The organism is Neptuniibacter pectenicola (genome assembly GCF_001597735.1).
Lineage (GTDB): Bacteria > Pseudomonadota > Gammaproteobacteria > Pseudomonadales > Balneatricaceae > Neptuniibacter > Neptuniibacter pectenicola.
Genome location: NZ_LUTS01000018.1, coordinates 17683 through 31776 on the forward strand (window position 1 = coordinate 17683; position 14094 = coordinate 31776).

Sequence of the window (14094 nt, forward strand, 5' to 3'; positions counted from 1 at the left end):
TAAATAATCAACAGTTTTTATAAATGTATAAGTTTTCCACAAAAATAGATTTGTGGATAAGCTGGTAATAACATTTTATTTAATTGTGTAACGAATGGGGGGTTCTATGTACAACTTTATTGGCTAAAAATTTATAAATTAGCTGGGTAGAGAGGGGTTAACTTAGGTTTTAGGGGAAATACACGACTCTTATATTAATTATATTCAATAAAATTCATTTAATATCAATTTACCTCACGTTAATAGCGCACCCTAGTGATTTCTCTTTGAGAACACCGCGCTGTTCTTTGAGCTATCAATAAGGAGAAAAGGGTGAGAACTCATATTCTGGGTTTTCCTATTAGCCTTTTTTTATCCATCTAAACGGCTAGATAGTGAACACACACTCAATAAAAAAAACAAAGTTACGCACTCATTCAGTGCACTCAGTCATTACTATTTTTTCGATGCACTTTTATCGTGCAATTCGTTCAGATTACCCTACTAGCGTCCCCTATCTCCCTACTTATAAGTGGCTTAATAGTTGCTTATAGGCTGTTAACACTATTTTGCTTTCTTAGGGGGTATGCAATGAAGGCTAGTAGCATAACTAAACATTACCAATGGGGGTTGGTGGTGTTGTGGTTGGTAGGATCGCCTGCTTATGCGTCTGAAGAATTAATTGATGTAAAAGTATGGCTTGATAGTTTATGGGTCATCATTGCTGCGGCGATGGTTTTTTTGATGCAAGCGGGTTTTACCGCATTAGAAGCGGGCTCTATACGCGCAAAGAATAGCTATAACGTGGCTATTAAAAACATTGCCGATTTTGTGATCGCCTTTTTAGGTTTTTGGTTGCTCGGTTTTGGATTGATGTTCGGCGTCGACAATTACAGTCTGCTGGGTGACTTTACCACGGCGGATACCCATATTAATGGGCCGCAAGATTACGCTTTCTTTCTCTTCCAAGCGATGTTTGTGGGCACCGCTGCGACGATTGTAGCGGGTGCTGTCGCTGAGCGGATGAGGTTTCAGGACTACCTTTACATATCAGCCTTTATATCCTGTGTTATCTACCCGATTTCTGGTCATTGGATCTGGGGTAGCGCATTGGTTGGTGGTGATGGGGGGTGGTTAGAACAAAAGGGCTTTGTTGATTTTGCAGGCTCAACGGTTGTTCACTCCGTCGGCGGGTGGATTGCACTTGCTGGCGCATTAATGCTGGGCCCACGTCTTGGACGGTTTAAAAAGAATGGTGAGGTTCAGGATATACCAGGCCACAACCTCGTTCTTTCAACTTTGGGTGTTTTCCTTATTTGGTTTGGTTGGTTTGGCTTTAATGGCGGTAGTACCCTTGCGGTAAATGAAGATGTACCGCTTATTTTGGTAAACACAAACCTATCCGCTGTGGCGGGGGGATTAACCGCCCTATTGATCTCGCTAGTGATCGATCAGGGTAAAGTGAATATTCCTAAAGTGCTTAACGGTGTGTTGGCTGGTTTGGTCGGTATTACGGCCGGTTGCCAAGTATTGGGGCCTTGGGGTGCGATTATCACGGGTGTGATTTCAGGCATGGTGTTGTATATGTCTGAATATATTCTACTGCACTGGATGAAAGTGGATGACCCTATTGGTGCGGTAGCTGTTCACGGTATGTGTGGTGTCTGGGGTACATTAGCTTTAGCGTTATTTGCGCCGATGGAGAACCTGCCACTGGATAGCCGAATGGATCAAGTAATCGTTCAGTTAACCGGTATTATCACGGTGTTTTTCTGGGCGTTTGGTACAGGACTCGTGTTTTTCTGGTTATTAAGCTTGTTTGGTCAGTTGCGTATTACGCCGGAAGAAGAGGTACTTGGGTTAAATGTTTCAGAACATAATGCACGTACGGCATGGCTTGAAACCATGAATACCGTACAAACCATTATTACGAATAAGGACCTCAGTTTACGTGCTGATGTGGAGCATGGGACTGAGGCGGGTGAAACGGCCCAAGCCTTTAACTCATTGCTTGATCAGCTTGAAACGGCGGTTAATACCATGTCTCAAGTGTCAAAACGGGGGTTAATTGCAGCCAAAAAAGTTAAACATGCCTCCGAACACACCTCATTAGGTATGAGCAGCCAAACGGCGGAAACAGAAGCCGCTACCGGGTTGATGCATGAGTTTACAGTGACCTCTCAGCAGACCGCAGTTAGCACCCATCAGGGAGCCAATGAGGTCGGTCGTGTATCTCAAATGGTTGCCAATGGTGAGGCTGAAGTTGAGATGGTGAAGCAGAAAATTGATGAGCTAGCGAATAATATAGATGAAGCGACTCAACTGACTGATCGTCTAAAGGATGAAAGTGAATCCATTGGTGAAATCATCCAATTGATTCAGACCATTGCCGAGCAAACCAACCTGCTTGCACTCAATGCTGCGATTGAAGCGGCGCGGGCCGGTGATCAAGGCCGAGGCTTTTCGGTTGTTGCGGATGAGGTGAGAAACTTGTCGGTGCGTACTGAGCAGGCAACCAAAGATATCCAAGGCAAAATATCGAGTTTACAAGGTGAGATCGGTTACCTTTCCAACACGATGAATTATGGTAAACAAACGGCTGAGGAGAGTGTTAATCGTTCGCTGGTGGCGGCTGATTCACTGCGCTCAATTACCCAATCCATCTTGCAGATTAACGATATGAACCAGCAGATCGCGACGGTCGCGGAACAGCAGGTGGAGTCTTCTGAACAGCTAAAGGGACGTTTAAACAGCATTCACTCGGAAGCGAGTAATGCTCAATCGCTTAGCTCTGAACTGGAAGTATATGCGGGCAATATGCATACAGATATGGAGCAATTAGAATCGGTTGTGGCCAGCTTTAAGACCTCTAAAAACGTGGCTTAATGTTGATCATTCAGTAAAAAGGCCGCTTAATGCGGCCTTTTTTATTGGGGCAGGTTATCGTTTTAGCGTGTGTAGAACGCTACTACTTGCCTAATATCAAAGGTAAGTGATTAATTACTTTCCGATACAGAACGAGCTAAATATCCGACCCAGTAAGTCATCCGATGAAAAGGCACCGGTGATTTCGTTCAAGGTGTGTTGCGCTTGGCGTAGATCTTCAGCCAGTAGTTCCCCTGCGCCGTTTACCTCTAACTGTGTTTGTCCTATACGTAACAATGCGTGAGCACGTTCCAATGCATCAAGGTGGCGTCGTCTTGCCATAAAGCCCCCCTCTGTTGTTGAGCTAAAGCCCATGCACTGTTTTAGGTGGTCACGTAATAGGTCTATACCGGTTTGAGATTTGGCCGATAATGTGAGGGTTGTATGGTCATGGGCTTCGCGAATACCAATGGCTTCACCGCTCAAATCAGCTTTATTTCTGATCACTGTAATTTTGCTAGAATCGGGCAGTTGGTGTACAAATTCAGGCCAGATTTTTTCTGGGTTATCCGTTTCAGTTGATTGGCTATCTACCATTAACAAAACAAGATCGGCTTTTTTTATCTCTTGCCACGCGCGATCTATACCGATCCGCTCAACCTCATCGGGTGCATCACGTAAACCGGCGGTATCGATAATATGAAGCGGCATACCATCAATATGAATATGCTCCCTTAATACATCCCGTGTTGTACCTGCAATGTCCGTTACTATCGCGGTTTCACGCCCTGCCAGTGCATTAAGTAGGCTGGACTTACCGGCATTAGGTCTACCGGCGATAACCACGTTCATCCCTTCACGCAGTAAACTCCCCTGCTTTGCCTCGACTTGAACGTCGGTAATCTTCCCTAGGATGGTATTAAGGTCTTTGAGTACTTTGCCATCGGCCAGAAAGTCGATCTCCTCTTCAGGGAAGTCGATCGCTGCTTCCACATAGATCCGTAGCAGGATTAAGGACTCTACTAGCTCGTGTATACGGCTTGAAAACTCGCCTTGTAGCGAGCGAATAGCACAGCGTGCGGCTTGTTCTGACGAACTATCAATCAGGTCAGCGATCGCTTCGGCTTGGGCGAGGTCTAATTTATCGTTGAGGAACGCGCGCTCAGAGAACTCCCCAGGCTTAGCTAAACGTGCACCGAGCTCTATTGCGCGTTTTAAAATCAGATCCACAATAACCGGGCCGCCATGGCCTTGTAGTTCAAGTATATCTTCGCCAGTGAACGAGTTAGGTCCCGGAAAATAGAGGGCGATCCCTTGGTCTATCTCTTGCCCGTTTGCGTCATAGAAAGGCCCATAATAGGCATAACGGGGCTTTAGCTCAGTTTTTAAAACCTGGGTTGAGATCTCTTTAGCCATCGGGCCGGAGATTCTAACGATACCAACACCACCACGACCGGGAGGCGTGGCTTGAGCTGTAATAGTATCTTTGGCGGTGAGTGTCATAGTGTCTCTCTACAGGTTTGTTCTAATCGTAAGTGTGCGCAGTTTATCATTTTAAAGGCCGGTGATCAGGCACAAAAAAGCCGCTAAAGTATAGCGGCTTTTTATGAGCGGATTTATCTAAGTAATAGCTACTTATCTGTTCCGGCTTCTATCTGTTTGTTGATCACATATTGCTGAGCAATAGACAACACGTTGTTTACTACCCAGTAAAGGGTCAGACCTGCTGGGAACCAAAGGAAGAAGAAGGTGAACATGATAGGTAGCATCTTCATGATCTTCGCCTGCATTGGATCTGGAGGTGTCGGGTTCAACATCTGCTGAATAAACATACTTGCACCCATAATAATCGGTAGGATGAAGTACGGGTCTTTAACTGACAAGTCAGCTAAGTACAGGAATTCAGCATGTCTAAGGTCAACGGATTCCATCAATACCCAGTAAAGCGCAATGAAGATCGGCATCTGAGCAACAATAGGCAAACAACCACCTAAAGGATTGATCTTCTCCTTTTGGTAAAGCTTCATCATCTCGGAAGACATCTTCTGGCGATCATCACCATAAAGCTCTTTAAGACGGGTCATCTCTGGACCAAACTTACGCATTTTCGCCATCGATTTGAAAGCTTTTGCATTCAGCTGGAACAGTGCGGCTTTAACCAGGATTGTGATACCGATGATCGCAAGACCCCAGTTGCCCACAAGACCATGGATCCATTTTAGTAACATATATAGAGGGGACGCGATCCACCAAAGCACACCGTAATCGACAGTTAGCTTAAGGTTTTCGTCAGCCATTTCCATAATGTCTTGATCTTTAGGACCGGCATAGAAGGTAGCACTTACTGTCTTGCTGCTTCCAGGTTCAACAGTAAAGTCAGGCGAAAGGAAGCCCGCAATATAGTTACCGTTTAGCTTACGCGTTTGGTAATTATATTCAGCGCCTTTTTCGGGAATCCAAGCACTCAAGAAGTAATGTTGGGACATAGCAACCCAACCATCCAAGCTTGTTTCTTTAAATGGCTTTTCGTCGATATCATCAAAATCATATTTAGTGTAGTTACTCTCCTGAGTAGAGAAAACCGGACCTAAATAGGATTGCATACCCATATCTGTTGTTGATGTAGGGTCTGGGCTCTGATCGCGTTTAATTTGGCCGAATAAGTTAGCAGACCAGCTTTCTTGCGACTGGTTGTTAACAATAAACTCAAGTCCAATCTCGTAAGACCCTTTATTAAAGGTATAACGTTTAGTGATTTGGACATTGTTGTCAGCAGTGTAAGTCAAATCAACCGAGAGCGCGTCTTGATCACCTAAAGTAAATTCACTCTGGGTGATAGCGTACGTTGGACGACCTGATGCACTACCGTCAGGGCCATTTTTACCAACAAGGCCACTTTGAGAAACGTAAGTACGTTCAGGTGTTTGCTCAAGTAATACAAACGGAAGATTAGAACCAAGGAGTGCTTTATATTCGGGTAAAGATACCTGAATAATATCGCCACCTTTAGTATCAATCGTTACATTCAATACGTCAGTTTTCACCTCAACAAGAGATGCTTTCTTCGCTTGAACGGCTGTAGCGGGTAGATCACCAGCTTGAGCACTCTCTTCTGTTGCTGCGGGTAGGTCAGAAACACTAGCGGGTGTTTCATAAGCAGAAACAGACGTAGTTACTTGCTCAGCTTGAGGTTGTTGACCGTAGTCTTGGTTCCATTGTAGCACCAGCATGTAGCTGATCAGGCAAAGTGCTCCAATAAGAATTATGCGCTGTACATCCATGGGTTAGGGACCAAATCAGGTTTTCTTTAACTTTCTCGATTTACTATTCAATCGGGACCAGCATTTCTTCATCAGCTTATGGACGTCTTGGTTTTCCATCTCACCTAAGCCCTTTCGAGCAAGGATAACGATGTCCACAGCAGGTAAATCATGTTGATTCAGACGAAAAGATTCGCGAATGATACGCCGAACACGGTTACGTTTCACCGCTTGACGAACATTTTTTTTGGAAATAACGAAACCAATTCGAGCTTGGTCAAGATCGTTGGGACGAGAAAGTATGAGGAGAGGCTGGTCTGGTACCTTCAACTGTACGTCGTCAAACACACATTGAAAGTCCCGGCCGGTTAACAAACGTAACCGGCGTGGGTAACTGAATTCGGTCATTCAAATAAACCAGACCGTTTTGTCAGCCATTAAGCTGACAAGCGTTTACGGCCTTTAGCACGACGGCGGTTAATAACCGCACGTCCAGCTTTAGTAGCCATACGTGAACGAAATCCATGAGTGCGTTTACGTTTTAGTACGCTTGGTTGAAATGTTCTTTTCATCGGTCAATCCTGCCAACGCGTTTGATGAATGGAATACGTAGCCAATTGACCACGCGAAAAATAGAGGCGGAATTCTAGTGAATTTGTTGGGAGGGTTCAATCTATTTTTACTAATAATCACTGTTTTTTAGCAAATGAACGCTTTTATTTCATTTCTAAGGCGATATATGGGAGGAGAATCACGAATATCGCCGTTGTCGCGCCGTATTTGAAGAGCGAACGGGGGCGGCGACCTAATGCAGATAGATCACTTGAACCGCGGCCATTGATGATAAGCACGCCCTTATTTTACCTAGTTTAGAGTAAAGCGGTGTTAGATTCGCCCCTTTAAAGTGATCTCTTTAGAGGCCCAGTGATAAGGATTATTTATTACCGAGCGCCCAGCTCTCGATTAAGGCGTTTTCGTTGGGTTGAATAACTGGCCAAAAAGGAGGTTAGATTAAACGCCTCGCTTAGGGGATAAATCCCCTTAAATTGAGCCCGATGAACGGTTTTGTTACTAACTCTGTTAATTGTGTGGATAACTCCTGCCAGCACCCGAAAACAAAGCCCCTCGTTTCCTGTATAACTTTGGGGATTAAAAGTGGGTTAGTTGTGATTTAACAAATAAAATTCTTTTAATAAACAATCGCCAACGCCACTATTTATAAGGCTTTTGAGTAATATAAAAATTACAAAAAGATTTGCAAAAAAGAGGATTGCTTTGTGGATAAGTGAGTCAGAAGTGGTTAGAATCCTTCTATAACTCTGAGTATCTCTTTGTGTGCAGTTCTTCTGCTTGTCCAGAGTGAAATACTAATAAACATAATTACAGGATAGAGAAGGGCCTCTCCCTTATGTCGACGGAACTATGGGCGCGTTGTTTACATAGCCTTCAGGATGAGTTTCCGGCTCAGCAATTTAATACATGGATTCGACCATTAAAAGTCGCACCAGAAAGTGTTGATCGGTTAGTTCTGGTAGCCCCCAACCGTTTTGTACGTGATTGGGTGAATGACAAGTTCCTCTCACGCATCCGCCAAGTGGTTTGTGATGTTAGCGGTGATATCGCTACAGAAGTTGCGCTAGACGTCGCGAATAACCGTGGTGCGTCTGCGCCCCGTCCGCGTACGGCTGCGATTGCGGCCCGCCGCCCTGCTCCCGCGCGTCCGGTAGATACTATGTTTAATGCAGACTCGTTTAATGCAGACTCGAATGGCGCATTTGAGCCGGTTGGGTCGCAAGGTTCATCGTCACCTATCGTCGAAACACCAAGAGAGAATGTTTTTCAGCCGGGCCTACAAGAGCCTGAGCCTTCTCAGATCCCTATGCCGATGCATATGCCAACCCCCCAACAGCAACCTATGAATGAACGTATGGTTAATGTTGAAGGTGGGCTTAAACATCCACAATCTAAATTGAACCAATCGTTTACCTTTGAGAGCTTTGTCCAAGGTAAATCGAACCAACTTGCATTAGCGGCGGCTCGGCAAGTGGGCGACAACCCAGGTGTATCCTATAACCCTCTGTTTATCTACGGGGGTGTGGGCTTAGGTAAAACCCACTTGATGCACGCGGTGGGTAACGAGATGCTTAAGCGTAATCCAAACGCGAAGATCGTTTATCTACACTCCGAACGCTTTGTGGCCGATATGGTGAAAGCGTTACAGCTTAATGCGATCAACGATTTTAAACGTTACTACCGTTCAGTGGATGCGTTACTAATAGATGATATTCAATTTTTTGCGGGCAAAGAGCGTTCGCAAGAAGAGTTTTTCCACACGTTTAACGCCCTATTAGAGGGCGGTCAGCAGATGATCCTGACCAGTGACCGTTACCCTAAAGAGATTAATGGTGTTGAAGAGCGCCTAAAATCCCGCTTTGGTTGGGGCTTAACCGTTGCTATCGAACCGCCTGAACTAGAAACGCGTGTCGCTATATTGATGAAGAAAGCGGATGAAGCCCGTGTCCGTTTACCGGATGATGCTGCTTTCTTCCTTGCTCAAAAAATTAGATCCAATGTGCGTGAGCTTGAAGGCGCTTTAAAGCGTGTCATTGCTAACGCTCACTTCACCGGCAGTGCCATAACAACACCTTTTATTAAAGAATCTCTAAAAGACCTGCTGGCATTGCAGGATAAACAGGTTAGTATTGATAATATTCAACGAGTTGTAGCTGATTATTATAAAATAAAGGTTTCTGATCTGCTGTCGAAAAGACGCAGCCGTTCTGTTGCTAGACCGCGCCAAGTGGCGATGAGTTTATCGAAAGAACTGACTAACCATAGTTTGCCAGAAATTGGTGATGCGTTTGGTGGTCGTGATCACACTACTGTGCTCCATGCTTGTCGTAAGATAAAGGAGTTGCGAGAGAGTGATGCGGATATCAGAGAAGATTATAAGAATTTACTGCGCCATCTAACGGCGTAAATATACCGGTCTTAATCCGGCCATATATCAAAGGTAGGTGGGTAAACGATGAAATTTGTCATCTCACGTGAAGCGCTGATTAAGCCACTGCAGCTAGTTGCAGGTGTGGTTGAGCGCCGACAGACATTGCCAGTGCTATCCAATATTTTATTGGTAGCTGAAGGAGATCAGCTGTCCATGACCGGTACTGACCTAGAGGTCGAACTGGTTGGACGTGTGACACTGGACGAGCCTGCTGAAGCCGGCTCAGTTACAGTGCCAGCACGTAAGCTGATGGATATCTGTAAGTCACTGCCTGATTCCGCAAGGATCGAGCTGACGCTTACAGGCCAAAAAATGGTCATTAAAGCGGGGCGTAGCCGTTTTAGCTTATCTACACTGCCTGCCGCAGAATTTCCAAATGTTGAAGACAGTCCAGAAACCCTTGAGTTGTCGATGGTTCAACAGCAGTTGCGTAACCTGATTGATAAAACAGGTTTCTCAATGGCGCAGCAAGATGTGCGCTACTACCTAAACGGTATGCTGTTAGAGATTGCTGATGGTAAGCTCCGTGCGGTTTCAACCGATGGCCACCGTCTCGCGACCAGTGTGACCGACGTCGAAGCAGAAGATGGTCTTCAACATCAGATTATTGTACCGCGCAAAGGTATTCTTGAGCTTGCACGCCTACTGCAAAATGGCGATGCGGAATTACGTTTGGTGATTGGTGCCAGCCATATTCGTGCCCATGTGGGTGATTTCACCTTCACATCTAAGCTTGTTGATGGCAAGTTCCCAGATTATGAACGCGTTATTCCGAAAAATGGCGACAAGATTCTGTTAAGTGATCGCATGGAACTACGCCAAGTACTCAGCCGTATCGCGATTCTTTCCAATGAAAAGTATCGTGGTGTGCGTCTTGCCCTTTCTCCCGGTTATCTACAGGTTATGGCCAATAACCCAGAGCAGGAAGAAGCGGAAGAAACACTCGCGGTTGATTATGATGGCGATAGTTTAGAAGTTGGCTTTAACGTCAACTACCTACTAGATTGCTTATCTATTCTTAACTCCGACGTTGTGCGTTTAACCTTATCGGATTCCAACTCCAGTGCGCTGGTTGAAGGGTTTGATGAAGAAGGAAACCTATACGTTGTTATGCCAATGCGTATGTAATTCGCCGTACCTCTTGTGATAAGTACCGAATTACACCCGGATATTTTTAGACCTGGGGGCTGTGATCAGCCCCCATGCTTTATTCCCTCCTGATGTCCATATCTAAGCTTCAGATTCAGCGTGTGCGTAATATCAGCTCAATTAATATTGAGCCATCCCCTGCTATCAACATTATTTGTGGTGAAAACGGCAGCGGCAAAACCAGCATCTTAGAATCGATCAATATATTGGGCCTGACCCGCTCCTTCCGAACCAATAAAGCCCACCATGTCGTACAAAACGATCAGCTCGCCTCGGTGGTGTTTGGTTCTATCGATCCGATGATGCAAGGTTTAAAACAATCCCTCGGGGTTGAGCGGCCCGCTGAAGGGGAAGCAAGGATCCGTTTTGAAGGCTCAGATATCGGTCTTTCCACCCTCGCCGAGCTTATTCCACTGCAGGTCATTAACTCGGATACCTTCCAGCTATTAGAAGGATCACCCGCGATTAGACGTCAGTTTTTAGACTGGGGTGTTTTTCATGCGGATAAAGCCTTTATTCAGCTCTGGAGGGGCTTTAGAAGAGTATTAAAACAGCGGAACACACTGCTTAAATGTGGTAAGATTGACAATCAGTTACGTCAGGTTTGGGATAGTGAATTTATCGCCTTTTCAGACCAGCTAACTCGCTTGAGAAAAGAGTACCTCAGCTTGCTAAAACCGGAGTTTGATTCGGTGGTTTCACAGCTACTTGAGGGTACCAAAATCGAGTTGGGTTTTAGCTACGGCTGGGATAAAAAACGACAGTTAGATGAAGTGTTAGCGAGCAACTTTGAACGTGACCTTCGTCAAGGCTTTACCGGCAACGGACCTCAACGGGCAGATCTGCGTTTAAAAGTGGATGGCCACAATGCGGCAGAGCGTTTATCCCGAGGCCAGAAAAAATTAGTGGTCAGTGCACTTAAGTTAGCTCAAGGTGCACTGTTTCAGCGGATGAACAGCCGCCCCTGTATCTATCTAATTGATGACCTACCGTCAGAGTTAGACCAGATACATGGAGAACTGTTTTGTAAAGTGTTGGAGCAAAGCTCTAACCAGTGTTTTATAACTTGTGTCGACGACAGTGCTTTAAAGACATACTGGAGTCCACAAACGGAAATAGCCACTTTTCGTATAGCAGAAGGTAGCCTTTGCTAACTCACTGTACGGAAGCGTTAGGAGACTTGAATGAGCGGCGAAAATAATCAAGATTATGATTCCTCCAGTATCAAGGTATTAAAAGGCCTAGATGCAGTCAGGAAACGCCCAGGCATGTATATTGGTGACACAGACGACGGTACAGGTCTGCACCACATGGTATTTGAGGTTGTTGATAACTCGATCGATGAAGCCTTAGCGGGTCATTGTGACGAGATTAAAGTCGTCATCCACCCTGACGAGAGTGTTACGGTTTCCGATAACGGTCGTGGTATCCCAACCGATATCCACGAAGAGGAAGGGATCTCAGCTGCCGAAGTTATTATGACGGTGCTCCATGCCGGCGGTAAGTTTGATGATAACTCCTATAAAGTATCCGGTGGTTTGCATGGCGTAGGTGTCTCTGTTGTAAACGCCCTCTCCTCCAAATTAAAAATGACCATCCGTCGTAACGGCAAAGTGCATGAGCAGGTTTACTCACACGGTGAACCACAGTCGCCTTTAACCGTTGTTGGAGAAACGGATACCAGCGGTACTATGGTACGTTTCTGGCCTTCAGAAGATACCTTTACTAATCACTTAACCTTTAAGTTTGAGATACTCGCAAAACGTCTTCGTGAGCTATCATTCTTGAACTCTGGTGTTCGTATTGTCCTTAAAGATGAGCGTTCAGCCATTGAAGAAGTGTTTGAATACGAAGGTGGTTTAAGTTCATTTGTTGACTACCTAAACACCAACAAAACCACCGTCAATAAAGTCTTCCACTTTACCGCTGATCACGAAAGCGGCGTAGCGGTTGAAGTAGCGATGCAGTGGAATGATTCCTACCAAGAAAGTATTCACTGTTTTACTAACAACATTCCACAGCGCGATGGTGGTACCCACCTTTCAGGTTTCCGTGCCGCGCTGACTCGCTCTTTAAATACCTATATTGAAAGCGAAGGCCTTAACAAAGGTGGTAAAGTTAGCACAACAGGTGATGATAGCCGTGAAGGTCTAACCGCGATTATTTCGGTTAAAGTGCCTGATCCTAAGTTCTCATCACAGACCAAAGATAAGTTAGTGTCATCTGAAGTTAAATCTGCGGTTGAGCAGACGATGGGTGAACTACTCGCCGACTACCTACGTGAAAACCCACAGGAAGCCAAAGCGGTCGTATCTAAAATGATCGACGCTGCCCGTGCCCGTGAAGCGGCGCGTAAAGCCCGTGAGATGACACGTCGTAAAGGCGCACTAGATATCGCTGGCCTACCCGGCAAGCTTGCTGACTGTCAGGAAAAAGATCCTGCACTGTCCGAAATCTACCTAGTGGAGGGTGATTCTGCGGGTGGATCGGCTAAACAGGGCCGTTCACGTAAAACGCAGGCAATTCTACCGCTTAAAGGTAAAATCCTTAACGTAGAAAAAGCACGTTTCGACAAGATGCTAAGCTCGGTCGAGGTTGGCACACTGATCACAGCCCTAGGCTGTGGTATAGGTCGCGAAGAGTACAACCCAGACAAACTACGTTACCACCACATCATCATCATGACCGATGCCGACGTGGATGGATCCCATATCCGTACCCTACTTCTGACCTTCTTCTTCCGTCAGATGCCGGAACTGATTGAACGGGGCTACATCTACATCGCTCAGCCACCGCTGTACAAAATCAAGAAAGGTAAGCAAGAGCAGTACCTTAAAGATGATGAAGCTTTGGATTCATACTTACTGCAAGGCGCCCTAGACGGTACAACCTTGCACGTTAATCCAAATGCACCAGGTATTGGCGGTCAAGAGCTACAGACGCTTATATACGACTACCGTGCGGTTATTCGCACCATTAACCGTATGTCTCGTGTATATCCTTTTGCCCTACTTAAATCGCTTATCAACGTATCCGTGCCTTTCCCACGTGAAACAATGACAGACCAAGCGGCTGTCGCTGAATGGTGTGACATCTTTGATGATGCCCTTGCCGGCTTCTCTGATAAAGCGGTGAGCTACCAATGTGTCGTGGTAGAAGATAAAGAACACAGCAACTTTGTCCCTAAAGTGATGATGCTTCAACACGGCGTGTCCCATGACTACGTTCTAAATGAAGAGTTCTTCGCCTCCCGTGAATACGCGTCCATTATTAAAATGGCCGGTACACTGGCAGGCTTACTTGAAGAAGGTGCTTACCTACAACGGGGCGAGCGCACCCGTGAAATCACCGACTTTGAAGAAGGCCTCAACTGGCTACTGGATCTATCCCGCCGTGGTCACTACATCCAGCGCTACAAAGGTCTAGGTGAGATGAACCCAGAACAGCTTTGGGAAACCACCATGGACCCAGAGTCGCGCCGTATGCTTCAGGTGACAATCGAAGATGCGATTACCGCCGATCAGCTATTCACCACCCTAATGGGTGATGAAGTTGAACCGCGTCGTAACTTTATCGAAGCCAATGCACTACAAGTTGCTAACTTGGACGTGTAAGTTGTAAGTACTGTCGGTTCTCATAAGTAATGAAATGAAATCTCATATGTAGTGAAATGAGATCATTATTTAGAATGAAATTGAAAAGCAGCTGAATGGCTGCTTTTTAATTTCTATCCAGGCTCAGGCAAAAGTCAGCTTTGTGCCCAGACCGTGTGAAAAGTCTGATTGAGGATAAGCCTTCAACCATTAAGGGATTATCCATTCTGATCGCCATAATGAG

9 protein-coding genes are annotated in these 14094 nt (G+C 45.6%); 5 read left to right on the top strand and 4 right to left on the bottom strand.

Going from position 1 to position 14094, the window contains the following annotated elements; all coding sequences use genetic code 11:
- The first annotated feature begins 570 nt into the window (after nt 1–570).
- Nucleotides 571–2865, top strand: a complete 2295-nt coding sequence (gene amt / locus A3773_RS15830; protein WP_067988138.1) for an ammonium transporter — start codon at nt 571–573, stop codon at nt 2863–2865.
- A gap of 114 nt (nt 2866–2979) precedes the next feature.
- Here the strand turns inward: amt and mnmE are convergent, their stop codons facing one another.
- The 4 genes from mnmE to rpmH all read right to left on the bottom strand — a co-directional run bounded on the left by mnmE (nt 2980) and on the right by rpmH (nt 6676).
- Nucleotides 2980–4347 carry a tRNA uridine-5-carboxymethylaminomethyl(34) synthesis GTPase MnmE gene (mnmE, locus tag A3773_RS15835; protein WP_067988141.1) on the bottom strand — a complete coding sequence of 456 codons (1368 nt, stop codon included), beginning with the start codon at nt 4345–4347 and terminating at the stop codon, nt 2980–2982.
- A 128-nt stretch (nt 4348–4475) separates the two neighbouring features.
- Entirely contained in the window at nt 4476–6125 is a 1650-nt protein-coding gene (yidC, locus tag A3773_RS15840) for a membrane protein insertase YidC (protein WP_067988145.1), read from the bottom strand.
- A 15-nt stretch (nt 6126–6140) separates the two neighbouring features.
- On the bottom strand, nt 6141–6512 hold the full coding sequence (gene rnpA / locus A3773_RS15845) for a ribonuclease P protein component (protein ID WP_067988147.1): 372 nt from the start codon (nt 6510–6512) through the stop codon (nt 6141–6143).
- Nucleotides 6513–6541: 29 nt separating this feature from the next.
- On the bottom strand, nt 6542–6676 hold the full coding sequence (gene rpmH, locus A3773_RS15850; RefSeq protein WP_067867899.1) for a 50S ribosomal protein L34: 135 nt from the start codon (nt 6674–6676) through the stop codon (nt 6542–6544).
- Nucleotides 6677–7512: 836 nt separating this feature from the next.
- Between rpmH and dnaA the strand changes: the two genes are divergently transcribed.
- From dnaA to gyrB, 4 genes are all read left to right on the top strand, one after another.
- The gene (dnaA, locus tag A3773_RS15855; protein WP_067988150.1) at nt 7513–9084 is read left to right on the top strand and encodes a chromosomal replication initiator protein DnaA; all 1572 of its coding nucleotides are present in this window, start codon (nt 7513–7515) and stop codon (nt 9082–9084) included.
- 48 nt (nt 9085–9132) lie between these two features.
- A complete protein-coding gene (gene dnaN, locus A3773_RS15860) occupies nt 9133–10236 on the top strand; it encodes a DNA polymerase III subunit beta (RefSeq protein WP_067988153.1) in 1104 nt (367 codons plus the stop codon).
- A gap of 92 nt (nt 10237–10328) precedes the next feature.
- Nucleotides 10329–11411 (top strand): DNA replication/repair protein RecF, encoded by a 1083-nt coding sequence (gene recF, locus A3773_RS15865; protein ID WP_067988156.1) that lies wholly within the window; start codon nt 10329–10331, stop codon nt 11409–11411.
- Between the two features lie 30 nt (nt 11412–11441).
- On the top strand, nt 11442–13871 hold the full coding sequence (gene gyrB, locus A3773_RS15870) for a DNA topoisomerase (ATP-hydrolyzing) subunit B (RefSeq protein ID WP_067988158.1): 2430 nt from the start codon (nt 11442–11444) through the stop codon (nt 13869–13871).
- Nucleotides 13872–14094 lie beyond the last annotated feature (223 nt).

What these genes read in the sequence shown, in the direction of transcription:
- rnpA (WP_067988147.1), bottom strand. Translation starts at nt 6,512, where the DNA reads ATGACCGAATTCAGTTACCCACGCCGGTTACGTTTGTTAACCGGCCGG.
- rpmH (WP_067867899.1), bottom strand. Translation starts at nt 6,676, where the DNA reads ATGAAAAGAACATTTCAACCAAGCGTACTAAAACGTAAACGCACTCAT.
- yidC (WP_067988145.1), bottom strand. Translation starts at nt 6,125, where the DNA reads ATGGATGTACAGCGCATAATTCTTATTGGAGCACTTTGCCTGATCAGC.
- amt (WP_067988138.1), top strand. Translation starts at nt 571, where the DNA reads ATGAAGGCTAGTAGCATAACTAAACATTACCAATGGGGGTTGGTGGTG.
- mnmE (WP_067988141.1), bottom strand. Translation starts at nt 4,347, where the DNA reads ATGACACTCACCGCCAAAGATACTATTACAGCTCAAGCCACGCCTCCC.
- dnaN (WP_067988153.1), top strand. Translation starts at nt 9,133, where the DNA reads ATGAAATTTGTCATCTCACGTGAAGCGCTGATTAAGCCACTGCAGCTA.
- dnaA (WP_067988150.1), top strand. Translation starts at nt 7,513, where the DNA reads ATGTCGACGGAACTATGGGCGCGTTGTTTACATAGCCTTCAGGATGAG.
- recF (WP_067988156.1), top strand. Translation starts at nt 10,329, where the DNA reads ATGTCCATATCTAAGCTTCAGATTCAGCGTGTGCGTAATATCAGCTCA.
- gyrB (WP_067988158.1), top strand. Translation starts at nt 11,442, where the DNA reads ATGAGCGGCGAAAATAATCAAGATTATGATTCCTCCAGTATCAAGGTA.